The sequence below is a fragment of the Burkholderiales bacterium genome (assembly GCA_035543335.1).
Taxonomy (GTDB): Bacteria; Pseudomonadota; Gammaproteobacteria; order Burkholderiales; family JAHFRG01; genus JAHFRG01.
In genome coordinates, this window is sequence record DASZZH010000023.1 from 1 (window position 1) to 23,950 (window position 23,950).

Below are 23,950 nucleotides of genomic sequence, written 5' to 3' on the forward strand. Positions count from 1 at the left end.
ATGTCCGGGAGGTTGGCAGCAGGTAGTGCCGCAACCGCCCGCACCTAATTAGTCCGGTCTCTTTACCCAAGGGCTTACGCCTAGGGACGCTAATTTACCCCGTTACCTTTAAAATACTCCCGGCCCCTAATACCGGTTGGAGCGGTTTGAGAGGACAAGTCATGTCAAAGCTGGGTTCAGATCAGGGAGGAGGTTTGAACCTTTTGCGAGTGACTTGATTCTACCTTGGGCAGCCTAGCGGACCCACAGCCGTTTCGACCTGATCTCAAAATCACCGCGCACCAACTGGGATGAAACTGGGCACTGGCGAGAGATTATTTTAATCAGGTAGCTTTGGCGTTCGAGCTCTCTTCGGCCCCCAAACCAGGGCAAAACTGGGCACTTCTGGGAATCGGCCGTGCCGCTCGCGTGATTGCGCTCCCGCCACGTATTCTCATTCACACCTAGGTTCCGGAGATGGCGGCAACCGGCCAACAGCGGACGTTCAATTGAATCAGCCGCGCCAAGGCCGATTTCGCCCGCGCGGCGACTGGCGCGCCCCATCGGACGGGAACGCGAATGTCTGGGTGCGACCTTTCTCGCGCCCCCACCAAAGACTAATAGCATTCCAAAGCGTCGATATGGCGTCTTGACCGGGCTATAGCATCGGGGTAGCGTCATTTTCCATGCGGGCGAAAGTTTATCTCGCCGTCCATAGGGCGCGATGGACACTACATTCCCGCTGATGGCGGCGCGCTCACTTGCCAGTCCGGTGAATTGCCGGAATAATTCTCCCTGAGTTAAAGTTTGTGGCTATCTCGCGTCGGCTAAAAAAACTACCGTGCATTGCCCATTTGTACTTGATTAGTCGTGATACTGATTCGTAGTTCACCAAACTGTTCGGCTTTAGCAGGCGCTATGTTGAATTGCACTTTGTTCCATGTGGCAGGACGGAGAATATCGGTGAGCTTGACCTCCTTTTCATGTTGCGTGCTTATATATGCCTCTGCGGCTTTTGTTCTTTCCTCGTCATTAAGTTTACTCCAGTCTGGCTCCCGTGAACCCCAAGACACATTTAAAGTAAGGCCATTAAATATGACATAATTAAGGTTTCCAATAAGCAACGTTATTTTCTGTCCGTCCAGATAAGGTTGAACATTCTCAAGAACCACCAAAAACGTGCCAACGTTTGCATCAACTCTCTGGAAAGCATGTTCTCTGGTAGGGTCAAACGTGGCATTCTTGTATTGGTTAATTTCAGACTCAAGCCGTACTATTCTGCGGGTTATTGCCGCCAGAAGCTCCTCTAGTTGCTTGATATCGTTTTTAGCGGAAACAACATCGACGGGCAGAGACTGCGGCTGATTGGTATCCTTTTCGGTGGGTGGGGAGCAGCCCAGAAGCATAAAGCAGACCGTTATCGACAGCATTGCTACTGGAGCAACTTGCCTGGAAGTCGAATGGACCATACGCCCCCTTTCTCGGAATACATTACTCCCGTCGAACAACAAGGGTCAACGCGGCACAATAGCGCTACATGCGATTCAATCAAGCCCTTGCCAGCTTGATCCTGTCGAATACTCGATCTTGGTGATGGGTTGAAGCTCCCATAGAGTGCCCCTTGTTTTCCTGAGGTGGTTCGATCTGTTAGAACTGCTCATTCGTACTCAATAAACGTGCCCATAGTGCGCCGTAGCGTCCATATCTCTTTTTTTCACTCGCATCGTCTAGCATAATTTGCTCCCCGAAAAATCGCCCCGCTATTGAGGGGCTGAATGAGGGATAGACTAAAATGCATCACAGTAACTCATTAATTACGTGGCGTCCCCAAGGGGGTTTGAACCTTATGCGAGTGAACTAATTCTACCTTGGGCAGCTTAGCAGACCTGCAGTAATTTCAATCTAATCTGACAGACATTGTCCGATAACGGCCAAAAGCGGACACTGGCGAGAGGTCGTGTCAATCGGGTAACCTGAATGCTCGAGCCCTGCTCGGCTCCCCGACCAAGGCAAATCTGGGCACTGGTTGATAAGCGTCGAACTCTGGTAACGCCCAGAGCAGGGGGCCTACGCGCTCACGTCGTTTTCACCACGAGGCGAGAGATGGAAAAAGAGCCGGACCAAGGAAAATCTTCGCGCGCCGCACTGACCCTTGCCGCACTAGGCGTGGTCTACGGCGACATTGGCACCAGCCCGCTCTACGCAGTCAAGGAAACGTTCAATCCCGAACACGGAATTCCGCTCAACGCCGTGAACATTCTCGGGGGACTCTCGGCGATCTTCTGGGCGCTGATGATCGTGGTCTCGCTCAAGTACGTGATCCTGATCATGCGCGCCGACAACAAGGGCGAGGGCGGGATCATGGCGCTGCTTGCGCTCGCGTCCTCCGCAGTGAAGGACCATCCGCAATGGAGCGCGACGATCATGCTGCTCGGCGTGTTCGGTGCGTCGCTTTTTTACGGTGACGCGGTACTCACTCCGGCAATCTCGGTGCTCTCGGCGGTGGAAGGGCTCGAGGTGGGAACCACCGCGTTCAAGCCCTACGTGGTGCCGATCGCAGTCGGAGTGGTGATCTCGCTCTTCGCCCTGCAGCGCAGAGGAACTTCCGTGGTCGGCGCGCTGTTCGGCCCGGTTACCGTGCTGTGGTTTCTCGCGATCGCGGCGCTCGGCGTGGTTGCGATCGCAAGGAATCCCGAGGTGCTGCGCGCGCTCGATCCGCTGCACGCCCTTGCCTTCGTCACGCAGCACGGCTGGGCGTCGTTCGTAGTGCTTGGCGCGGTGCTGCTCGCCTTCACCGGTGCCGAGGCGCTTTACGCCGACATGGGGTACTTTGGCAAGGCACCGATCCGCATCGCTTGGTTCGGACTCGTGTTTCCGGCGCTGATTCTGAACTACTTTGGGCAGGGCGCGCTGCTGATCGCGAGCCCGAAGGCGCTGGAGAACCCGTTTTATCTCCTCGCTCCGGGCTGGGCTCTGTATCCGACGGTGGCGTTGGCCACGGCGGCGACGGTGATCGCCTCGCAGGCTATCATCTCGGGCACCTACTCGCTCACTAAGCAGGCGATCCAGCTCGATTACCTGCCGCGCATGCACGTCGCGCAGACCTCGGCCAAGGAGATCGGGCAGATCTACATTCCCGGCGCGAACTGGGTGCTGCTCGTCGTGATCATCGCGGTGGTGATCGGTTTCGGCTCCTCGTCGAAGCTCGCCTCTGCATACGGCGTGGCGGTGACGGGGACAATGCTGGTGACGACCTTCCTCACCTTTTTCGTGATCCGCTTCGGCTGGGGCTATCCACTGTGGCTGTGCATCGCTGCCACCGGATTCTTCATTTTCGTCGACGCGGCGTTCTTCTCCTCGAGCCTGCTCAAGATCCGGGAGGGCGGTTGGTTCCCGCTCGCGATCGGCGCGGTCGTATTCACCGTGATGACGACCTGGCGGCGCGGCCGCCTGCTCACGTTCGCCTCGCAGAAGCGCACCGCGGTCCCGCTCGCGCCGTTTCTGGAATCGCTCTCCGCGCACCCGCCGATCCGGGTTCCCGGGACTGCCGTGTTCATGGCCGGCGATCCCGAAGCGGTGCCGCATGCGCTGTTGCACAACCTCATGCACAACAAGGTGCTGCATGAGCGCGTGGTCTTCGTCACCGTCGTTCCCCGCAACATTCCTTGGGTGCCGTCGTCGGATCGCGTCGCGGTCGAGCCGCTCGGGCAAGGCTTTAATCGCCTGCTGGTGTACTTCGGCTTTATGGACCGGCCCGACCTCACGCAGACGCTGGAGGTCTGCAAGAGCTATGGGCTCGAGTTCGACCTGACGCAGACCACGTTTTTCCTCAGCCGCGCGACGGTGATCCCGACGCCGAAAGAGGGCATGGCGCTGTGGCGCGAGGTCTTGTTCGCAACGATGGCGCGCAACGCGCACACCGCGGCGGACTACTACAACATACCGGCGAACTGCGTGATCGAGCTCGGCACCAAGATCGAGATCTAGCCACTACGTCCCCCATCAACCGTTCCGGACAAACCGGACATTCGGCATCGGCACCGACTGCGATTCAGGGTTTGACAAACCGCGCCCCGATCACCGGATGAATCTCCCAAAGGGTAGCGGCGTGCATGCCCTTTTTCCCGCGCGGGGCATCGCCAACATGTGCGTCGTCAAAGAACAGGGCGCCGGCAAATTCCATGTAGGGCGGGTGCTGCATCACGGAGCCGCCGCTAGAGGGTTCGCGCCCCTTTAGCAACCGGTCGCGGATCAACTGGCGTACGGCCCCGGCTTTCTCGCGCACGTACGGGTCGTGGACGTAAATCGGATCGTCCTTGGGCACCTCGACCACGATGCAGTGATCACCCGAGGTCGGGCTGTTTGAAATCTGGATGTGGTAATCCCCGTCGGGCTCTCCCGCCACCAAATGGACGTAGCCGCGAACGGACACAATTTGATCCTCACCCTGGTATCGCGCCTTTTGAAACTTTGGGTTGTTATGGGCAGCCGAGGGCGGGTCGGGAAGGGTTACAAATTGGTCGAAGGCCATGGGCGTGGGCAAGCTGACGACTTTGGCAATCGATGTTTTGATTGCCTAGCGTTCTACACCGGGTTTTTGGACCTTGGCCTGAGCGTGCGCCGTGAGCGCGAGGATCAGGCATACGCCGATAAAGTATTTGATCATGATGCACTCCCTAGTGATGAACTACCCACCCCATCCTGCGGTTAATCCCGATGCAAAGTCAGCTCACCTCCGGTACTGGTGCAAATTTGCTTCTGACCCATTATCCACCGTATCAAGTTTACGGTTTAGACACCAGCCCTCGTAGGGTCGTAAGAACTTTGCACCAGAACCCTTTTCGGTCTGTTGCCACAGCTCTCGGCGATCCTGGATCGCCTGGTTGACGAGGCGAAGTTGTGAACTACGTCATTGACAGGGCGAAGTCGTGAGGGCAATCTCCAAGGTAACAGCTGGCGTCTCCTCCTCAATCGCCGGCTCTTTAAAGCGGCGCTTTGGCTGATTGTGGCCGGCGCCGTTTTTCTTTGGTGGTGGCCCGCATGAGTGGATCCTTGCTTAGTCAAACGGCCACGGCATCGCTTTGGGTAGTGTCAAGGCAGGCATCCCGGATGGTTGCTGTCGAGGCTCTTGTACGTCGACTGCCCGCCACCACGACGTGACCTCATGGGTGTGTGCTGGCTCAACGGGCTCGCCCAGCCGCGGCATCAGCAGCTGCGCACCGTGCCTCGGACCGAGCGTCAGCAACGTCTCGGCTGGCTGGTCCCAATCATGGAGAGCCAACGCAAATGTACCCCAATGCACTGGCAGGAATGCACCACCGCCCAACAGGGCGAGCGCCTCAAGCGCGTGTTCGGGGCCGAGGTGGATATGGCCCCACGATGGGTGGAAGGCGCCCACTTCCAGCATGACGAGATCAAACGGGCCCAATCGGGTGCGGATCGCGGCGTATTCGGTCGTCAAGCCGGTGTCGCCACTAAAAAATACAGCGTGCCGCGGGGAGCGAATAACCAGGGATGACCAAAGCGTCGCATTACGGTCCTTGAGTCCGCGACCCGAGAAATGTTGCGACGGCGCCGCAGTCACCGATAACTCAGTGTTCAGTAGCGTGTGAGATTCCCACCAATCAAGCTCTACAATGCGTTCCGCCGGCACGCCCCACGCCTCCAGGTGCGCTCCGACGCCGAGTGAGGTAACGAACGGCACATCGGACTTCGCCAGCTTGCAGATCGTTGGATAATCGAGGTGGTCGTAGTGATCATGGGACACGAGCACGACGTCGATCGGCGGAAGCGCCCGTAATGCAACGGGCACTGGCTGGAAGCGTTTCGGCCCGACCAGACGCGACGGCGAAGCGCGCGGGCCCCACACGGGGTCCGTTAATACTCGAATCCCGTCTATTTCGATGAGGACGGTGGAGTGACCGAGCCTAGTCGCTCGCAGTCCAGTGCCCGGTGTCCTGGACCACACTTCGCGCGGATCGACGGAGGGGAGGCCCGTGTGCGGTACCCGGCGATTGCTGCCGCACAGAAAATCTGATAGTGATGGCGTCGGTACACTAGTATCGCGCAGACCCGGCAGCACCGGATGAATATTGCGAAAGCCATCTCCGCTCCAGAGAGGCGAGGATTGCATGCGCTCGAGCCGCAAACCGCTTGGCCTCTCACCTAAAGACTTGCAATGCATGCCTTTCTCCCCGGTGCGGCCCATCTAAAGCGATATTGTTGGCCTAAATTCACCCAACGGCAATGTCCGCTTTGAGTCGATAGCGGACATTGAGTGCTGGCACGCCGAATAGGGCTCGAACCACGGGCCTACGGATTAACAGTTCGTAGTAGCAATGTTATCGGAGGCTTGCCGCGGGCAATGTAGCCAAATTTGTACCATTTTGAGACTGGATTAAATGATATTCAGGCTTTACGTGACTGTTTTTTAGTTTAGCGGGCGTCACAGGTTGTTGATTTAAAGGGAGCTACTTTTCACATTTCCGTCTCCGAAGCCAAAAGTCACTGGTTCGAATCCAGTAGGGCGCGCCATTTAAAACATGGCGTTGCAAAAATTCAGCACGTTTTGTTTTTCACTGCTGTGCCAGATTTGTGCCATTGGGAAAATCTCCCACTACCTTAAGCTCGCAAAGGCGATCCGCGTAAGGGGCCAAGTGTTCGCAAGATAAATGCGCGTAACGGCGCACCATCTCCGGCGATGCCCACGCCCCCAATTCCTGCAAGACGTAAAGCGGTGTGCCTTGCTGCACATGCCAGCTCGCCCAGGTATGCCGCAGATCGTGCCACCGAAAATCCACGATCCCGGCACGCTCTAAGCCCTTGTACCAGGCTTTGGTGCTCACCTGGATAATCGGCTTACCCCTGAATAAGAACACGTGCGTCGGATGCTTCCCGAGCTGATTGCGGATGATCAATACCGCCTCCGCGTTCAACGGAACCGCTATCGCTTTCCCCGCTTTCGCCTGATCGGGATGAATCCAGGCCATGCGCCTTACCAAATCCACTTGCGACCATTGCAGACCTGTGACATTCCCCTGCCGCAAACCTGTGGCGAGAGAAAATGCCGCCATGTCTGCAAGGTGCCCCGGCAGCACCGCGAGCAGTCGAGACGCTTCTGCTCGCGTTAACCACCGGATACGCCTTGTGGGTTCCTTCAACAGCCGCACCTTTGGCACACGATCGAGCCATTCCCATTCATTGATGCATTTCCTGAGAATCGCCCGCACGAGCTCCAAGATGCGATTTACCGTTGCGTTACTTACACCTTCAGCAAGCTTGGCCGCCGTAATGCGGTCAAGCACGTCTCGCGTAATGGTGTCGAGAGGTTTGCCGGACAGGTGTTGATCGAGCCAGCGCAGCCGCGACTTATCGGCTACGCCCGCCCCCTTACGGTTCGCCTCTTTCAGCCATCGTACGACCGCCTCATTCCACAGCCTTCGGGGTTTTTCCCCGAGGTAGGCGATGCGCCACGATTCGGCTTTTAACCTGTCGTGGAGTTCTTGCGCGAAGGCTTTGTTGCCAGTCCCAGCAGATCGGCGTACTCGTTGCCCATTCGGCGCAACGAAGTCGATCCACCAGGTATTGCCGCGTTGGATAAGTGACATAAACTCTCCTTGTCACCTTGCAACGCTTGCCGGGAACTAGCATAAAGCGAGCGTAGATAGGTTACAAGATCATCTTCAATAAAAACCCAACACCTGCCGACCTTCGCCCCGCGCACGAGTCCCGCCTTTGCACGCTGGCGCAATTCCTCAGGATGAACATGGAGGAAAATCGCCGCCTCTTTAAGATCAAGCGTCCTCATACCTATGATTGCTCCATCGCTAATTCACGATGAGCCAATTTTGAGGATAGCTGAGAGGTGCGTCTAGGAGGATTAGGGCTTCGAGTTGGCGGAAATCTTCCGGGTGGAGCGGGTGAGCTTTCTGACCAAATCTTCTGTTACCGGGTTGTCGTGAAAGTTAAAGGAAGCGTTCACGGTGTTGGCGACGACTTCGTTCAAGGGTTTTCCAAAGCGTCGTTTGACGTAGCGGGCCAAATCCTGGATGTAGGCGGTGCGGTCGGCGTTCTTGTCTCGGAGCTTGCGCGGGCCTACGGGCGGGGCTTGTAGAGCGAGTTCTGCAGCCTGGATCAGGTTATTGAGTACGTTTTCGATCCCTGTCTCCCTCTGGAGATCGGCAAGGGTCTGTTTTAGGGTGAAGGCGTGAACGATCGTTTGATTTTCTTTCCGCAGTGCGAAGGAATGGGTGACTACCTGGTTAAGCAGATGTTCCAAGGCGGCTAGCCCGGCAGCAGGGTTATTTCCGCCAATCGCCTCCAACTCTTTGAGCAGCTCTTTGCCTAGCTTTGCAACTCGCTTTAGCGCCCGGCGCTGGGAGGACAGGGCGGGGAATTTTCGCCAGTAGCCGTGCCACATGAGGGTGTAATGGAGGCGGGCGTATTCGAGATAGTCCACCAGATCCTGAGGCTGGGGAGCATATTTCGCCAAGGCGGCCCACGCGGCTCTCATCCCTGCATCGGTGGTAAGCCTTTTGAGCCGCTCGGTCATCTTTTCACCCAGCCCCCCGCTATCGATGAGCTGGGTAGCGTGGTCGGCTACAATTTGAGGCAACCAAGGGGGAAAACGCATTATGGGGGCACAAAAATCATAAACTACCAAAGAGCAACCAGCAGCGCTTGGATTAAAACTTATCCTGACGCTTTAGCACAGTTTGACGCGAAAATTCAGAAAAGCTATCTCGGAAATCTTCCCACGCGGTCAAAACACGCTGCGTTAACGCTTTTATGAGCTCTTATAGACGGTAATTGGCGTACAAAGCGCACCTGAACACCTACCCGCCCTGTACGCTTTTACTACGTTTCTTCTACATTTCTCCTACATTTTATCTACTATAGCATCTACTGTTTGACCTACTTTTCGACCTACTTTTTCACGCTGCGGGTCGTGAATTTCAGAAGGTATCGCATCAGGTCCCCCAAAATATCGCCTGCGCGGCATTAATGCGCGTTGAAGGGCGCTTTAAAAGGATGTTTGGCTACGAACAAATGCTGTCGCGGATTCGAATGCTGCCGGGCGCGCCCGGCAGGCGAAACTGGGCATTTCTGGGAATTGGCCGTGCCGCTCGCGTGATGGCGCTCCTGCCACGTATTCTCATATACACCTGGGTTTCGGAGATGGCGGCAATCGGCCAAAAGCGGCCGGTCGAGTATTTCCCCCATAGCAGTCACTCGATCACGTTATTGGTCGGCTGAGACGAGTCTGAGCCAGCAGCAGACCAACACTCACTCATGGCCGTGCGATGCGCTTAAGCTAAGAGCTTCACAGTGCATCAAGTGGGCTGGTTACCCGCTTGGTCACCTCCAAGACATGCGTATAGATCATCGTGGTCTGGAGGTTGCGGTGCCCGAGCAAGAGTTGAATTTTCCGGATGTCCGTCCCCGACGCGAGCAGTTGTGTAGCGAACGAATGTCTCAGCGTGTGAACAGTCGCGTGCTTCAAGATTCCCGCGCGTTCCGCAGCCTGACGGAATGCGCGCTGGATCGTCGCGGGCGATACATGCCAACGGGCCAGGCGCCCACTTTGACCCCAAGGTCGGCACACGGAAGACGGGAACACGAACTGCCAACCGAGGGACTCGAATGCCTTCGGATATTTACGTTCAAGCGCACCGGGTAACGGTGCGAGGCCCGCTCCACGGCTTCGGTCATCGGTATGCAATTGCGCAACCTGCATCAGGTGCGCCTGCAAGTCCGCCTGTAAGCGGGCGGGAAGGACGGTCGCCCTGTCTTTCCCGTCCTTGCCATTGCGAACGTTAATGATCGACGAGCCGAAATCAATATCTTTGACCCGCAAGGTGCAACACTCCTCGACCCTGAGGCCCGAGCCAAACATCAACTGTGCCATTAGCGCCCTTGTCCCAGACATCTGCGACAAAACCGCCGAAACCTCGCTCGCTGTCATCACCACAGGAATACGCTTGCGCTGCTGCACACGATTCAGTCCGCTCATCTCGCCGAGCGGAACAACCAGTACATCGCGATAGAGAAACACAAGCGCATTGAGAGCCTGCGTCTGGGTCGACGCTGCGACTTTGCGCTGAACCGCCAAGTGGTTCACAAACTGCGTCACCTCGGCCTCTCGGAGTTCCCGAGGATGACGTTTGCCGTGGAAGAAAATGAATTGCCGAATCCAGAACCGATAGGCTTCTTCTGTGCGGGGACTGAGGTGCCGACGTCGGCAGACCGCATGAACCTGATCCATCAGGCGCGGCGGCGAGGCGACGGTGTTGCTTTGAGGGGGTTGGCTAATCGGGCCCCATAAGTGTCACTCCTGGTTGAGGGTGAAAGCCTCCACAGTACACCGGCGTCATCGATCTGTATTATTATTGCATATGCGGACAGACAACCTCAGGGCACACACAATGAATCAAGCAGTTATTGCGCATCGGCATGTTCTGAGAATTTCAATAGTCCTGACCGGCCGGTCTGGTGAATAACTGTTAGGGTGCACGGTGGATCAGAGATGACTAGCGTGAAGAGCCCGCTCTACGTGAACTTCTTTGACGCGATTAACGATGTTAAGGTGAAGGCAATCATGGCCGGCCTTGCTGAAGTGATCAACACAAGGAAGCCCGACCAGATCTATTGCCTGTTCGCCTCTCCGGGCGGAGGGGTGGACGCAGGCATCACCCTATACAACTTCCTTCGCTCCCTCCCAGTTGAGATCGTGATGCACAATACCGGGAGCATTGACTCGATTGCAAATGTCGTTTTCCTCGCGGCGAACATACGGTTCGCCTCTGTGCATTCGTCCTTTCTGTTTCATGGAGTAACCTGGAACTTTGCGGCCAACACCTCCATGAACAGGGGTCAATTGGCAGAAACGCTCAGTGGCCTTGATGCCTCAGAGTCCAAGATTCGCGGATTGATCACGGAGAGAACCAAGTTGACGGCCGAGGAGGTTCGTTCCCTGTTCGCTCAGGGCGAGAGCAAGGCCCCCGAGTGGGCGCTAGAGAAGGGAATCGTCAGTGAAATCAAGAATCCGATGATTCCGACGGACGTCCCAATCGTTTCACTTAACCTGGTGTGATGTTGTGCGCCCTAACCCGCGGCTGCAGCCGACACGCTTGCGCGTGCCGCTGAGCCGCAAGCCGTTAGTCATCATTACACGGCCATGAATGTGCGACTGAAGGTTTCCCGAGAGCGCAACTTTTCTGCACACCATATGCTTCTGCGGATTGCAGCTGCGGCACTTGAGGATGCCGAGAAGAAACAACCCGGCTGGTTCTCTGCACAATTCACGGCAATGACCATGTCTGCTTTGTCCCTCGAGGCGATCTGCAACGCGGTCGGCGAAAGAGTCATGGCTGACTGGAAGGACTTTGAGAGTGCAAGCCCTACTGCAAAGCTCAGGCTCATTTGTCAACAGACCGGTATTGAGTACAACCGAAATAAGGAGCCTTGGGCAACCGCGTGCTGGCTTTCGCGGTTCAGAAATGCGATAGCACACGCTAAACCAGAATTTGTGAAGCAGGACGTCGTCTGGACCGAGGAAGAATATGAACGTAGACGCAGTGAGTACCCAAAGTCCACGCTTGAGGCCGAAATCACTCTGGGAAACGCTCGTCGCGCGGTACGCGGAATGGACAAGATCAAAGATCTTCTATGCGAGAAAATTCCAGCGGAAAATCGCTTGGGCCTGTACAGTGATGCATGGACTGGCTCTGCGAAGATGGCGAATGATGACTAACCGCGCGTTCGAGAGCGGACGCGCGCAAGAGCGGCGCGCGCACGCTCAACGCGAACGTTAGGGGTCACGCTATGGGATGGATTGCTGATTTACTCAAAGAAATTCCGAGCGCGGCCCGCTACAAGGCCGAGCTTGAAACGATGAAAGACGAGAACACATCTCTCAAGTCGCAAGTAAGCGATCTGCGGCAAGAAATACAGCGGAGAAATGATGAAGTTCAAAAAGAAAAATCGCATGGTCAACGCCTCGAAGAGGTGAGAGAGAAAATCTTACTGTTACTTGCCAAGAGCGGCGGCTCAACAGTCACAGAAATATCCAAGTCAATAAACATTGAAGTGCAATTAGCCAAATTTCATTTGAACGAACTTCTTGCAACCGAATTCGTTCATCATCCAGCGCCTTATGCCGCGTCAGAAAGGTGGGGCATTGAACAAGAAGGGCGGCGTTACTTGGTCAGTCATGGTTTGCTCTAAGACCCCTAACCCGGCGCTCAAGGCGACCGCCTTCGGCGGCGCCTTAGCTTTGCGTTAGATTGCCCATGGTAGAAATCATTGCACTGGTCGCGGCAGTAACAGCACTGTGCGCCGTCCTGCTGGGACCGTTGGTTGCGCTATGGACCACTCAAAGGCAGTCACGCATTGCGGTCCGCGCGACCAATCGTCAAGCCTGGATTAATAGCCTGCGAGACGCATTCGCAGAGTTCATCTCTCTTGCCTCACTCCTATCCCTGGTTCCTGCTGGCAGAGAGCTTTACGAGAAGGTAGAACGATTGGCATTCCTAGAGGCCAAGATAAAACTACTCCTGAATCCGAAAGAGACAGACCATCAACAGCTGATGTCTTTGGTAGGCGATACGCGCAGAGCGGTTGCCGCAACCATTCGCACTTCAAGGGAGGAGAAGGATCATGAACTGTTGGTTGAAGATGTCAAAGCACTGGTGCCGTTGGTTCAGGCCGTTCTGAAGCGCGAGTGGGAACGTGTTAAGCGAGTCGAATAGACAATCTAACTGTTCGTTGCAGGCGACCGCCTGCGGCGGCGCCTGAACTCGGTTGTTAGGTCGCGATCATGCAGCGGGTACCGGTCACCATATCAGTACTGATTCTCATAGCTTGGGGCGGAACGTCCTGGTACCTCGTTTCATCGAATCAGCTGGGACTTACGAACGCGCAGCGAGTTGAGTACCTGATTCTTTTGGCTACGGCGGCGGGTGCCTTTATCTCAGCGACCTTTGTCGTATGGAGCTATCTGCAGAAAAACCAGGCGTTTGTTCTGAGTCAGAAGCCAGCACTTCTACTCTTTGTGAACAACCTCAAGCTGGCACGGTCTCAAACTAACCCGGAGGTTGTACACGTCACTCAGGTCGCTTATCACAACATCACCGCGAATAGTTTCTATGATCTGACCATACGAGTGAGCGTGACGATCGCGAATCGAACTGTCGATCTAAGCGATCTCTTCACGCCTCGTATGTATATGGCCGGTCGCGACCAGCGGCAACGGCAGTTTGTGACTATGGATGAATTAGGGCCGCGGGGGCTTGACCTGAATGCTATGACGGAAAGAGGAAACGAGGCGGTACTTTCCTTACATTACACGTTCACGTTTTTGCGGAAGCCAGAGGTCGTTCAAGTCCAGGAGTACAGGTGGGAACGAGATAAGCAGTGCTGGAGCGTCCGCTAACTTCGCGACCTAACAGCCGGTTCGAGGGCGACGCTTTTGGCCCGGCGCTGCGCGCCTAAGCTCGCGCGCCTCAACCGGAACGTTGAACGTCTGCTTTCGGGCAGAGCGAAGGTCAGCTAAGGGTCGTTAGCCGACGTTTAGGGAAGTCAGCTTTCGGCCAAAAGCGGACACTGGCGAGCGGATCGTGACAATGGTTCCTTCTATACTTGCTCTCGCAACGCCTTCGCAGCGGCAACCATATTGGCAAGCGCCGCCTTGGTCTCCGGCCACCTTCGGGTCTTCAGGCCGCAGTCGGGGTTGACCCACAGGTTGCGGGCCGGTAACACAACTTGCGCTTTTTGCAGCAGCGCAGTCATTTCCTGTTCGGTAGGAACGCGGGGCGAGTGAATGTCGTAGACGCCTGGACCGATCTCGTTCGGATAACGGAACCTCGCGAAGGCGTCGAGCAGCTCCATTTGCGACCGGGATGTTTCGATGGTGATGACATCGGCATCCATTTCGGCAACGGACTCGATGATATCGTTGAACTCCGAGTAGCACATATGGGTATGGATCTGAGTCTCGTCAGCCACACCGGACGAGGCCAACCGGAAGGTATCTACGGCCCAACGGAGATAATCCTTCCACTCCGCCTTGCGCAGGGGCAGCCCCTCGCGGATGGCCGGTTCGTCGATTTGGATGATGCGGATGCCGGCTTTTTCGAGGTCGCACACTTCATCGCGAATCGCCAGGGCGATCTGTTTCGTCGTGATCGAACGTGGCTGATCGTCCCGTACGGATGACCATTGCAGGATCGTGACCGGCCCGGTGAGCATTCCTTTGACAGGCTTAGTGGTCAACGACTGCGCGTATTGCGACCATTTCACCGTCATCGGCGCTCGGCGTTCCACATCACCATAGATGATGGGCGGCTTGACACAGCGCGAACCGTAGCTCTGCACCCAACCGTTAGCGGTGAACGCAAAACCGTCCAGAAGTTCGCCGAAGTATTCCACCATGTCGTTGCGTTCGAACTCGCCGTGCACCAGCACATCCAAACCGATTTCTTCCTGCCAGCGGATGGCCTGCTCGGTTTCCCTGCGAATTGCCGCCTCGTACTGTTCTTGCGTCAATTCGCCCTTACGGAAGCGGCGCCGGAGCTTTCGCACTTCACCAGTTTGGGGGAAGGACCCGATCGTGGTTGTGGGATATAAAGGCAGCTTGAGGAGCGCGTGTTGTTTTGCCTGGCGCACGCCAAAAGGGCTTTGGCGTTTGAGATCGCCAGGAAGAACGGCGGCAAGACGCTGCTTCACGGCCGGCCTGTGGATCAAAACCGACTGGCGGCGGCTCTCCATGTCGAGCAAGTTCTCCTTGAGCTTGCCAGCGTATTGCCTGTGGGTCTCGGGCTGCGCCAATCCCTTCAGCGTAACGACTTCATCCAGCTTTTGCCGGGCAAAAGCCAGCCAACGCTTGATCTCGCCGGGCAGCGCCGCCTCGTCGTTTTCGATTGTGAGGTCACAGGGCGCATGCAGCAGCGAACAGGAATGTGCCAGCATCACTCGCTCACTACCGAGCTTTTCCACGGCCTTGGCGATCAGCGCCAAGGAATGGACGAAATCGTTTTTCCACACATTGCGGCCATCCACGACCCCTAGTGAGAGGCCCAACTCGGGTGGGATCAACGACAACACGGTGTTCAGTTGTGCCGGCGCCCTGACCAGGTCCAGATGCAGGAAGCGCACCGGAAGGCTCGCAGCTAGCTCGGCATTATCGTCAAGCCCTGCAAAGTAAGTGGCGAGGATGATCTTGAGTCCAGGACACGCTTTTGCAATCTTGGCATAGGCCGATTCATAGGCGCGCTTCGCTTCGTCCTGCAAATCCAGTGCGAGGAAGGGTTCGTCGATCTGGACATATTGCGCGCCGAGACCTTGAAGTTCGCCTAGAATTTGTAAGTAAACCGGCAAGAGCCGGTCGAGCAGGTCAAGGCGGTTGAAGCTCGGTTCTTTCTCCTTGCCGAGGAGCAAATAACTCACCGGTCCGATCAAGACGGGCTTGGCGTTGATGCCAATCGCTCGGGCCTCTTGGAATTCATCGAAGATTTTCCGCGAGCTCAAACGAAACGCCTGGTTCTTGGTGAACTCAGGCACCAGGTAGTGATAATTGGTATCGAACCACTTGGTCATCTCCATGGCGATGATGTCGAGACCGTCTTTCTGATAGCCCCGCGCCATGGCGAAGTATAAATCCAACTCGGAACCATCGGATTTTTCGAGCAGCGGTCGGTAGCGCGCGGGTATCGCGCCAACCATGAGCGAGAGATCGAGCACCTGGTCGTAAAACGAGAAATCGTTGCAGGGGATTAAATCAATGCCCGCCCCGTGCTGGAGCTGCCAGTTATTCCTGCGGATGGTCCGGCCGGCCTCCAGGAGTTCATCAAGGCTGATCTGGGAAGACCAGTAACTTTCGCAAGCTTTTTTGAGTTCTCTGTGGCTACCAATACGCGGATAGCCAAGGTTGTGCGTAAGCATGTGCATCTTTCCTTTCACAGGTTGGCGCTACCAAGAACGTAGCGATCCTGCCACGGAAAGAGGAAAGGCGAACACACCTCACGAATGCAGGCGCAAAGAGTCCACCCGACTGAGCCTCAGACCGCGGAAGCATCGCCGTTGCGGGTAAGGTAGGTCTCCTGGCTTGTCACGTTTGGCCACCCTTCCCATTCCTTGCTGGAACAGTGGGCATCAATGGCACAAACCTTGTACGTGACTTACAGTTGCGCGACAGCTCGTGATTTGCACACGATTCCCTGTTGCTCGCGTATAGCGAAACCTTATCCCATGGCTAAAAATCCAAGGCAAAGAATAACAGTTTATCGTGCATGTGTATAACTTTCGGACGCCCACGACTTTCTGAAAGCTAACCTGTATTGGTTGACAAATGTGGCGGTTCGCAAAAGCCTCATTCGTAGTTGGATGGCAGCCCGATCAGGGCTCGAACCAAGAACCCGGATTAACGGTCAGCAGGAATGACCGCTTTGGGTCGGGAAGCGACCTTTGACGAACGTCAGTTGCCGGCCAAAAAAAGACGGTCGAGTATTTCCCCCATAGCCGTCACTCGAATAACGATCCCTAAAAAACGAAAGGGGTTTCGGACTGCCGAAACCCCTTTCTTATACTCACGCTAAATCTAACTCTGCACAGAATACTTTCTATTTGATCACCGCTGCGCCGGCACCGGCCACCTGCCCATCCTGAACAGACGTTCCGCCGGAAGCACCGATGGCGCCGATGATCTTGCCGTCTTCGATGATGGGTACGCCGCCCTCGATGGCGGTAATGCCGTCCAGGGTCAGGTACGTGATGTTCGACTTGACAACATTCTCGAGCGCTAGGGTTGCGCGCTTGTACTGAACGGACGCCTTGGCCTTGTGGATCGCCACGTCAATGCTCCCCCACTGCACCACGTCAAAGCGCTCCAGGTAAACCAGCTGTCCGCCCGTATCCACAATGGCAATGACCGAGTTGACCTTCATCTCCACCGACTTTGCCGCTGCTGCCGCCGCTACCTTCTTGGCCGCCGCTAGGTTGATGTTCGGGCCGTAGGGGTTCGGCATTTGCTGGGCGAAAGCCGATCCTGCGATGAAGAGGGCGACAACACAAAGTACCGCCGCGAGTTTCACAGAACGCATGGGTGAATCCTCCTTTGAGATCTGCATTTCCACCTCCGGTGGGGAGAGAGCAGTATAAGAAAGAGCAGCGTTCAAGTCAAAAGAGCTGCACAGAAAAAGCGTTTGTACTGCCATGCGGCATCGCCCGCTCTACGATCTGTCCTCGTCCGACCCCAGGCACCTTGCCCGGACTCAAGCCGGAGCGTCAGGACGCGTTCTGGGGCCCGATCCGCGCTTGCCGGTTAATTCAAACATTGAACGGCCGCTTTTCGGATAGGCGGGTGACCGGAATGGGTCGCTTACCGCCAAGTCGCGAATCGGTCAATAGCGGACATTCGCGATCCCACTTGGAACCTTCCAAAAACCGGTGGAGAATAGGCATCTGAAAGCGGCATGCCCATGATCTTCACGCACTTCTGGGCTACCGACAATGCAGGGAAGCTCGCCCAGGCCCTGCGTACCGGGCTTGAGAAAACGGCGATCGCAAAAAACTGAGTCCCTATTGATGATGCGTCACAAGGAATCGAAGCTCGCAACCCGTGGTAAAACGCAAAAGGAGTAGTTATGAACACGAGATTCTCAAGGTTGGTCATCTCCGCAATTGGCGGAGTGCTTCTGATGGGCGGCACCGCCATAGCCGAGGAGAAGGGGGTCGATTGGAATGCGCTCAAAGCGGCAAAGATCTCGCTTAGCAAGGGACTCGCTGCCGCACAGCAGAAAGGTAAACCGATTTCGGGCAAGTTCGAGATGGAAGATGGAAAGCTCCAGCTCTCCGTATACACCGCAAATAAGGGCAAGTTCTTGGAAGTGATTGTCGACTACAAGAGCGGCAAGATCGCTAAGAGCGAAGAAATTAAGGAGGGTGATGACCTCTCATATTCAGTCACTCAGGCCAAAGCTATGGCGAAAGCGAAAAAGAGTCTGCGCGCTGCCGCCGATAAGGCGGTGGCCGGCAACACCGGGTATCGAGCGGTGAGCGTCGTTCCGTCGTTGGAACAGGGTAAGCCCATAGCGACTATTGTTCTAGAGAATGCGACCGGAACGAAAACCGTCTCAGAAAAACTCGACTGAGTGGTGCCATCCGTTTCACGGTGCCCACGTAAGATCGCCGCTGGACAATTCGTTTAGGGGATTTGCCGTTCCCGATCGTAGGTCGAAACCGGGCCTGCTCACAACCCGTCTGCGCCGCGATGGGCCGTTTAGTTTTTAAGGGGGGTTCCCTATGAAATTCGTAAGTCCCGCGGCGTTAAAACTTGATCATGACGATAATCCCACTGAACTAGCACGTTGAATGTCCGCTTTGGGTCGATTAGCGACCGTCACCTCTCGGCCAAAAGCGGCCGGCCTGGCGAATAACTAGTAGGCGGTAAGAACACACGAACATGGACGCCACGGTCATCGCATCGTTTGTTCGGCGCATAAGATATTTAGCAATGGAGCAAGAAATGAAAAAACTATTCGCTGTGCTAGCGGTAGCCGGTATCGCCGGATGTGCAACCCCCGGTTCTGGGATCGTCCAGATCGCGGACGACACCTATATGCATTCGAAATTTGGATCCGCTTTTACCTATTCGGGGGGATATGTAAAAGCAGAACTGTACAAGGAGGCCACTCAGTTTTGCGCGGCTAAGGGCAAGAAGCTGATACCTTTAGACTCAACATCAAAGGATGCTGGCATTGCTTCCTATGCATCTGCGGAAATTCAATTCAAATGCCAGTAAGGAGCATTCCACGCATTTACGAATGCCCACGCGTCATGGTGTCGAGAAATCGCAGCTCATCCATGAGCTCCGCGCCGCGGGCCGCCAGTTACATTGTTTCGTGAATGTCTGCTTCGGGTCGATTAGCGACCGTCACGTCTCGGCCAAGAGCGGACATTCAGCGCGTTCGAATTAGATGCAAGATCTCGGATCTCCAAGCTCATTTGGCAAAAAGTCCCAATACGTCTGAGTTTGTTCAGCGACACCATCACGGCGAATCGACCATACAGTCCACTGCGCGTGAATATAGGTATCGACACAGTAGACGTGAGATGGAACATGCCCGAGATGCTGAATTGCGGATGTGAACGCGCTTCTGATGAATGGAAAATTGGATAGGGCAGCATCCCAGTTTTCGAGAACCAGAACATCAATGGCTCCCAATTCCGCCCATCCTTTTAGCTTCGAGAGCTTGCTGCTGATTCCTTTCATCATCTGAGTAACACGGTCTTTCTCGATGCTTATCTCATTGATTCCTCTTGCGGCAAAAAGCTTCGTCGGAGCTGACCAGCGTTGCCATCTGAGATCTGCCGAAAACGGCACCCCCTCGGGAGTCTCGGATTCAGCACCGCGGTCACCTTTGGATTCAAGACGGTGCGCAGCATCCAGAATCCATTTTGCTAGGCGTGCTCTTATATGCGGCACCTCGTGATGCTTGATACCGGTTGTCGCGCCGACTGAAAGAATTAATTGATACAGACCATTCGCCGGTAGTTTCCCTTCTAACTCCGCACTAAGGCCATCGGTCATTCCAGCGAAGTTGAAACCATCCCCAATCTGATTGTGAAATGCCTCTACTCGCGTATGTTCTAGCGCATATCTGAGGCCACCAATTCTGCAAACTAGCTCAACTGGGTGTGCGCCACCCATTTTCTCGGGGAATGATAGGTCGGCCCTGATCGCATTCCGAGTGCGTTCCAGTACTCTAAGGGTTGCGTCGAGGCACTTGCCTTCATTGTTAGGCAACTTGAGCGTATGCGCAGAGGTCATGACGCTTTTGTGTCGGCCCGGGCGCCCCAACCCGACCTCTTCACGTCCTCGACCACTTTCTCTATCAGCTCCGATACGCTGAGCGCGTCGCAGATCATTTGCGGATGAAGAAATAGCGGCCGCGCGTCGTCGGAGAGCAAATGAGAAAACGCGCCACAGATTGTTCCTAGAGAATCCTGCTCCGCCCTGAGGCGAATCACCTCCGCGATGTCTCTATTCGTCATCGCAAGCTGTATGGCGGAACCGAGGTCTTGCCATTTGGCGCTGTCCTTCGTCCTCACCGTGTAAGGCGGGACGTACAGCGGTATCCGATGCGCAAGCGCATCCCGATAGTTCTTAGCGTATTCCTCGAACCACGAAAGCAACTTCGAATTGAGATAGCTACGTAACGGCTCCGAGAGGTGTTGCTGCGTCCGCTTATTGAATAGCCCGACGAACGTGCGATCACCAGCTGTCGTTGACACGCGCCCCTGCTCGAGCATATAAACCCATGCGATGTTGTCCAGGATACCGTAGACATTGATCGCAAAGGCATGAAGGTTGATTTGAATATCGTTAAGTTCTTCGATCTCGAGGAGTCGCGTCCTCTCGGGAGGAAATATTTTGAATACGTTCTCCAAGCACCGGCGCGCGGTCTTTATCCGTCGGCCGACGCCTTGCTTGAGGTACTCGATGGCTTTCTCATTCTTGGCCAACGGGACTAGCTCCGCAAGCACGCTAAACATGGCAACGTCGAGCCGATCCGCGGCCGGTTGAAACTCGGCGGCGACTTTCCGCGCTTGCTCTAGAGAGAGCCTCATGCTCAGAAAGGCGTTAGGCCCCTTCAGGGGGAGCAGATTGCTGCGGGACCGTCCGCGCCACGGCGCCCTGGCGATCCATTTCTGCCAGCATTTCGAGAATCGGGCGCGGCAACTGGGGCAGGTTCTCCCGCCGAAAGTGTGGGGCGACGACAGTCGATTTCACAAAGTGTGGCTGCTTGGCCCACCACTTGTTCAAAGTGTCCTCAAGAGCCGCGCGGAGGCTCGAAATCGCGTCTGTGTAGGCCTTCTCATTGTCACGGGCGCGCTTCGCAACACTCTTGATGGCAGTGAGCATAGTCTCAATTCGCTGCGGCCCGAGGGCTTTCTCCGCCTCGGCGTGGGAGGTAAAATTCCTTGTCGAAACTTCTTGATAAATGGCTTGCGCGGCATCGTTGCGGAATTTTTCAACCGCCTGCATATCGCGGTATGTCAATTCGGCTAGGCGTACTGCGTTGAGCGCCTCGATACGCTCGGGGTTCTCGAAGAGGAACGATAGCGATTTGAGGTCGATGCAGTAGTCTCCGAAGCTCTGAAGGTTCGGGCGAATGCGTGCCCACAGCGGGCTGTCGCTCGCCCTCTCGGGGTCAGCCATATCAGCATATGCTCCCAGCCTCCACAGTAGGTACTCGTTCAGCATGCTGTTGAGCATGCTTAGGGTGAGGTTTCCTGCGGCAACGTTCTCCTGTTGCTGACGGCGCGCGTCGTGAACGCGCGTAGACAAGAACGCAAGGCCCGCGCCAATGAATGGGCCTATGGCAGCGTTGAGTATGCCCAAGATTGCCGTTCCGATCACGGATCATCGCCTCGCGAAGCCACCGTGCAGTGGCGCTAGCGTGTATTGTATATCAGTCCCAATGGGTGCCGTTTCAGGACATTCGTCCACCGAGTAGAGAGCAATACTGAAGCAGCAGCGCTAAATAGCGCTGGGTTTGAGTCCGATGCCAATGTCAGCTTTGGGTCGATAGCCGACATTGAGTGCCGGCTTTCCCAGTAGGGCTCGAACCTACGACCTGCGGATTAACAGTCCGCAACGCTCTTAAAGCCCAGTCTGGCGGCGCAAGCGTTGAGAAATGTGTAAATACTAGTGGTCAGCGATGAATTATTTTTGAAGCGATAAAATTCCGCTCCTGAGATTTGCATTCCGTAGAAAAATGCGGCCCCTTAGATTCGGTAACAAAAAAATGTGGCGTTAGGGCTTGACAACTCAAATTATATGTATATACTTGCATTCTATGAACAGCCGTATTGACACTTCTGAACTGGCACTCTGCTCCGAGATAAGCAGGATATGTGTGGGCTTTAATCTGCGAAAAGCCGCGCGTGCTGTCTCCCAGTTTTATGACAGCACCTTCCAAAACAGCGGCTTGCGCAACACGCAGTTCTCGATGCTGGTAGCGATCCATACCTATGGGCCGTTGACAATTAACGACCTGGCGAACGGTGGGGTGATGGACCAGACCACGGTTTCCCGGAACGTGAGAGTATTGCAGAGGCAGGGTTATGTCGAAATGGTGCCGGGTACTGACAAACGGACACGTGCTGTGAGCATTACTAGCAAGGGCAAGAGCGTTCTGAAGAGTGCGATCCCTCACTGGAAAACCGCTCAGGCCCACATGACAAAAAAGCTCGGAGATCAAGGAATGAAAGTATTGTTGGAAGGACTGAAGATGGCCACAAAAGCCGTCAGGTGAGTCCTATATTTTTTAACTGCTATATGCATATACATATGTATTGACGTTAATGGGAAGGTGAGATATGCAAATTTTTGAAAGGAGGTTCCCAGCCCAAGACATTAGATGTGAAGGTGTTGTTGGAAGGACTGCAGATGACCTCGAAAGTCGTCAGGTAAGTCCTAAATTTTTTAACTGTAATATGCATATACATATGTCTTTACGTCAATCGTAAGACGAGATATGCAAACTTTTGAAAGGAGTATCACCATGTTTAAAACATTGATTGCTAAACCCACCGTCATCACAGCCAGCGCGCTGCTCTTCGCTTCTTTGGTTGGTGTACACAACGCCAAAGCAGAGCAAGGCGGCTTCGGCTATGTGGATTCTCAGGAACAAGCGCGTCATCTCCTGCAGCACGGAGGAGTTGTGGAATCTGGTTACTCGCAGGCACCTGCGGCAGCAGGCATCGTCCGCTCAGTTAAGTTGGACGCGCAGGAGCAAGCAAGACGCCTGATTGCAGGCCCCATCGCCGGTAGTAACGATGGCCCGGTATATATAGGTGCGATGCTGACCTTGAAACCACAAGAGGTCGACGCTCATAAGCAGATTGAGCGTGTTCTTTCGGCACCCCTACCGTAATAAAGGCGAGTGGTGTGACGAAGCGTAGTGCGGGTGCGAGAGTGTTGCAATTCTATGAACACGACCCTCGTACTCGCATCAACGCACTTTTCACGCTTAAGTGTTGTATAGAAACGGGAGCAGCCCTACAAATGCTGCTCACTTAACTAGGAGGGCAAAAAGATGGTGACTCATAAGTACACAAAGCAAGTCGTTTTGATTTCTGGCGTCTCATCCGGCATAGGCAATGCCATAGCGCGCTTGTTCGCAGATCGTGGTTATCGGGTATTTGGCAGCAGCCGTGATCCCGGCCGGTGTTCCCCGATTTCCGGCGTCGAAATGCTCACACTCGATGTCCGAGATCCGGACTCGGTTCGGCGCTGCGTAGGCGACGTCTTGTCCCAGGCGGGAAATATCGACGTACTGATCAACAACGCGGGCTATGCCTTAATGGGCGGAACGGAGGAGTCTAGTGACGAAGAGATTGCGGCCCAATTCGATACCAATTTCCATGGCGTTGTTCGCCTGACCCGGGCGGTCCTGCCCGACATGCGCAAGCGGCGCCGGGGCCACATCATCAACATCAGTTCCCTCGTAGGCAGGATTTCAATGCCTTTCATGGGGATTTACTCCGCAAGCAAGCATGCAGTCGAAGCCTATTCCGAGGCCCTCTACCATGAACTGTTGCCGTTCGGAGTGCCCGTGTCGCTCATCGAGCCGGGCTTCATTCGCACTGCTTTCGGCGATCACAGCGTCACTGCGAAAACACACATTCCCGACTACGCCCCCTGGTACCGGCAGGCCTCGGAATCGGTGCAGCAGCACCTCGCCAAAGCACCGTCGCCCGATCTGGTAGCAAAGGCCGTACTGCGCGCAGTCGAATCCGACAGGCCCAGGTTGCGTTACCTCGTTGGTTCCGACGCCAACCTAGTTGTAAGGCTTCGCAAGTGGCTTCCGGAAACCATGTTCGGACTGGTCCTGCGCTGCGAGTTCGGCTTAAACCGTGTCACCACGCCCCCGCCGGGCACGTCCATTTATAGAGAATGAGGGAAATA

The 23,950-nt window shown here is 55.4% G+C and carries 23 protein-coding genes, 1 tRNA gene and 1 riboswitch; of the genes, 12 read left to right on the top strand and 12 right to left on the bottom strand.

The genetic code is table 11. The features are described 5' to 3' along the window. Window positions 1-815 precede the first annotated feature (815 nt). Window positions 816-1,385, bottom strand: a complete 570-nt coding sequence (locus VHE58_04490; GenBank protein HVS26540.1) for a hypothetical protein — start codon at window positions 1,383-1,385, stop codon at window positions 816-818. A 697-nt stretch (window positions 1,386-2,082) separates the two neighbouring features. Here VHE58_04490 and VHE58_04495 point away from each other — a divergent pair. Further along, on the top strand, window positions 2,083-3,966 hold the full coding sequence (locus VHE58_04495) for a potassium transporter Kup (protein HVS26541.1): 1,884 nt from the start codon (window positions 2,083-2,085) through the stop codon (window positions 3,964-3,966). Between the two features lie 64 nt (window positions 3,967-4,030). Here VHE58_04495 and VHE58_04500 read toward each other — a convergent pair whose 3' ends face one another. The 4 genes from VHE58_04500 to VHE58_04515 all read right to left on the bottom strand — a co-directional run bounded on the left by VHE58_04500 (window position 4,031) and on the right by VHE58_04515 (window position 8,611). Further along, entirely contained in the window at window positions 4,031-4,510 is a 480-nt protein-coding gene (locus VHE58_04500) for a hypothetical protein (protein ID HVS26542.1), read from the bottom strand. Between the two features lie 525 nt (window positions 4,511-5,035). Then, on the bottom strand, window positions 5,036-6,187 hold the full coding sequence (locus VHE58_04505) for an MBL fold metallo-hydrolase (GenBank protein ID HVS26543.1): 1,152 nt from the start codon (window positions 6,185-6,187) through the stop codon (window positions 5,036-5,038). 367 nt (window positions 6,188-6,554) lie between these two features. Beyond that, on the bottom strand, window positions 6,555-7,586 hold the full coding sequence (locus VHE58_04510; GenBank protein HVS26544.1) for a site-specific integrase: 1,032 nt from the start codon (window positions 7,584-7,586) through the stop codon (window positions 6,555-6,557). Between the two features lie 272 nt (window positions 7,587-7,858). Next, window positions 7,859-8,611 carry a hypothetical protein gene (locus tag VHE58_04515; protein ID HVS26545.1) on the bottom strand — a complete coding sequence of 251 codons (753 nt, stop codon included), beginning with the start codon at window positions 8,609-8,611 and terminating at the stop codon, window positions 7,859-7,861. Window positions 8,612-9,009: 398 nt separating this feature from the next. Here VHE58_04515 and VHE58_04520 point away from each other — a divergent pair, with 398 nt between their 5' ends. Next, window positions 9,010-9,234 carry a hypothetical protein gene (locus tag VHE58_04520; protein ID HVS26546.1) on the top strand — a complete coding sequence of 75 codons (225 nt, stop codon included), beginning with the start codon at window positions 9,010-9,012 and terminating at the stop codon, window positions 9,232-9,234. Between the two features lie 67 nt (window positions 9,235-9,301). Here the strand turns inward: VHE58_04520 and VHE58_04525 are convergent, their stop codons facing one another. After that, complete coding sequence (locus VHE58_04525; GenBank protein HVS26547.1) at window positions 9,302-10,243, bottom strand: integron integrase; 942 nt, start codon at window positions 10,241-10,243, stop codon at window positions 9,302-9,304. Window positions 10,244-10,513: 270 nt separating this feature from the next. Here VHE58_04525 and VHE58_04530 point away from each other — a divergent pair, with 270 nt between their 5' ends. The 5 genes from VHE58_04530 to VHE58_04550 all read left to right on the top strand — a co-directional run bounded on the left by VHE58_04530 (window position 10,514) and on the right by VHE58_04550 (window position 13,411). After that, on the top strand, window positions 10,514-11,071 hold the full coding sequence (locus tag VHE58_04530) for an ATP-dependent Clp protease proteolytic subunit (protein HVS26548.1): 558 nt from the start codon (window positions 10,514-10,516) through the stop codon (window positions 11,069-11,071). Between the two features lie 84 nt (window positions 11,072-11,155). Further along, window positions 11,156-11,731, top strand: a complete 576-nt coding sequence (locus VHE58_04535; GenBank protein HVS26549.1) for a hypothetical protein — start codon at window positions 11,156-11,158, stop codon at window positions 11,729-11,731. 71 nt (window positions 11,732-11,802) lie between these two features. Further along, window positions 11,803-12,204, top strand: coding sequence for a winged helix-turn-helix transcriptional regulator (locus VHE58_04540; GenBank protein ID HVS26550.1), 402 nt, complete (start codon window positions 11,803-11,805; stop codon window positions 12,202-12,204). Between the two features lie 65 nt (window positions 12,205-12,269). Further along, window positions 12,270-12,728 carry a hypothetical protein gene (locus VHE58_04545; protein HVS26551.1) on the top strand — a complete coding sequence of 153 codons (459 nt, stop codon included), beginning with the start codon at window positions 12,270-12,272 and terminating at the stop codon, window positions 12,726-12,728. A gap of 68 nt (window positions 12,729-12,796) precedes the next feature. Continuing rightward, window positions 12,797-13,411, top strand: coding sequence for a hypothetical protein (locus VHE58_04550; GenBank protein ID HVS26552.1), 615 nt, complete (start codon window positions 12,797-12,799; stop codon window positions 13,409-13,411). Between the two features lie 200 nt (window positions 13,412-13,611). Here the strand turns inward: VHE58_04550 and metE are convergent, their stop codons facing one another. Both metE and VHE58_04560 read right to left on the bottom strand, forming a co-directional pair. Continuing rightward, window positions 13,612-15,918, bottom strand: coding sequence for a 5-methyltetrahydropteroyltriglutamate--homocysteine S-methyltransferase (gene metE, locus VHE58_04555; GenBank protein HVS26553.1), 2,307 nt, complete (start codon window positions 15,916-15,918; stop codon window positions 13,612-13,614). A gap of 130 nt (window positions 15,919-16,048) precedes the next feature. Then, window positions 16,049-16,235, bottom strand: a riboswitch (cobalamin riboswitch). Between the two features lie 360 nt (window positions 16,236-16,595). Continuing rightward, window positions 16,596-17,189: a heme-binding protein gene (locus VHE58_04560; protein HVS26554.1), complete on the bottom strand. Its 594-nt coding sequence runs from the start codon at window positions 17,187-17,189 to the stop codon at window positions 16,596-16,598. Window positions 17,190-17,618: 429 nt separating this feature from the next. On the opposite strand from VHE58_04560, the gene VHE58_04565 reads away from it, so the two are divergent. Both VHE58_04565 and VHE58_04570 read left to right on the top strand, forming a co-directional pair. Continuing rightward, complete coding sequence (locus VHE58_04565; GenBank protein ID HVS26555.1) at window positions 17,619-18,125, top strand: PepSY domain-containing protein; 507 nt, start codon at window positions 17,619-17,621, stop codon at window positions 18,123-18,125. Window positions 18,126-18,436: 311 nt separating this feature from the next. Continuing rightward, entirely contained in the window at window positions 18,437-18,775 is a 339-nt protein-coding gene (locus tag VHE58_04570) for a hypothetical protein (protein HVS26556.1), read from the top strand. 171 nt (window positions 18,776-18,946) lie between these two features. On the opposite strand, the gene VHE58_04575 is transcribed toward VHE58_04570, so the two are convergent. The 4 genes from VHE58_04575 to VHE58_04590 all read right to left on the bottom strand — a co-directional run bounded on the left by VHE58_04575 (window position 18,947) and on the right by VHE58_04590 (window position 21,675). After that, window positions 18,947-19,804, bottom strand: coding sequence for a hypothetical protein (locus VHE58_04575; GenBank protein ID HVS26557.1), 858 nt, complete (start codon window positions 19,802-19,804; stop codon window positions 18,947-18,949). Next, the gene (locus tag VHE58_04580) at window positions 19,801-20,604 is read right to left on the bottom strand and encodes a hypothetical protein (protein ID HVS26558.1); all 804 of its coding nucleotides are present in this window, start codon (window positions 20,602-20,604) and stop codon (window positions 19,801-19,803) included. The genes VHE58_04575 and VHE58_04580 overlap by 4 nt, the downstream gene beginning before the upstream one ends. A 13-nt stretch (window positions 20,605-20,617) precedes the next feature. Next, on the bottom strand, window positions 20,618-21,379 hold the full coding sequence (locus VHE58_04585) for a hypothetical protein (protein HVS26559.1): 762 nt from the start codon (window positions 21,377-21,379) through the stop codon (window positions 20,618-20,620). 207 nt (window positions 21,380-21,586) lie between these two features. Then, window positions 21,587-21,675 (bottom strand) — tRNA-Asn (locus VHE58_04590). A gap of 221 nt (window positions 21,676-21,896) precedes the next feature. Here VHE58_04590 and VHE58_04595 point away from each other — a divergent pair. The 3 genes from VHE58_04595 (at window position 21,897) to VHE58_04605 (ending at window position 23,942) form a co-directional block, all read left to right on the top strand. Then, entirely contained in the window at window positions 21,897-22,295 is a 399-nt protein-coding gene (locus tag VHE58_04595; GenBank protein ID HVS26560.1) for a MarR family winged helix-turn-helix transcriptional regulator, read from the top strand. Between the two features lie 249 nt (window positions 22,296-22,544). Next, a complete protein-coding gene (locus tag VHE58_04600) occupies window positions 22,545-22,916 on the top strand; it encodes a hypothetical protein (GenBank protein ID HVS26561.1) in 372 nt (123 codons plus the stop codon). 162 nt (window positions 22,917-23,078) lie between these two features. Beyond that, window positions 23,079-23,942: an oxidoreductase gene (locus VHE58_04605; GenBank protein ID HVS26562.1), complete on the top strand. Its 864-nt coding sequence runs from the start codon at window positions 23,079-23,081 to the stop codon at window positions 23,940-23,942. Window positions 23,943-23,950: the final 8 nt, after the last annotated feature.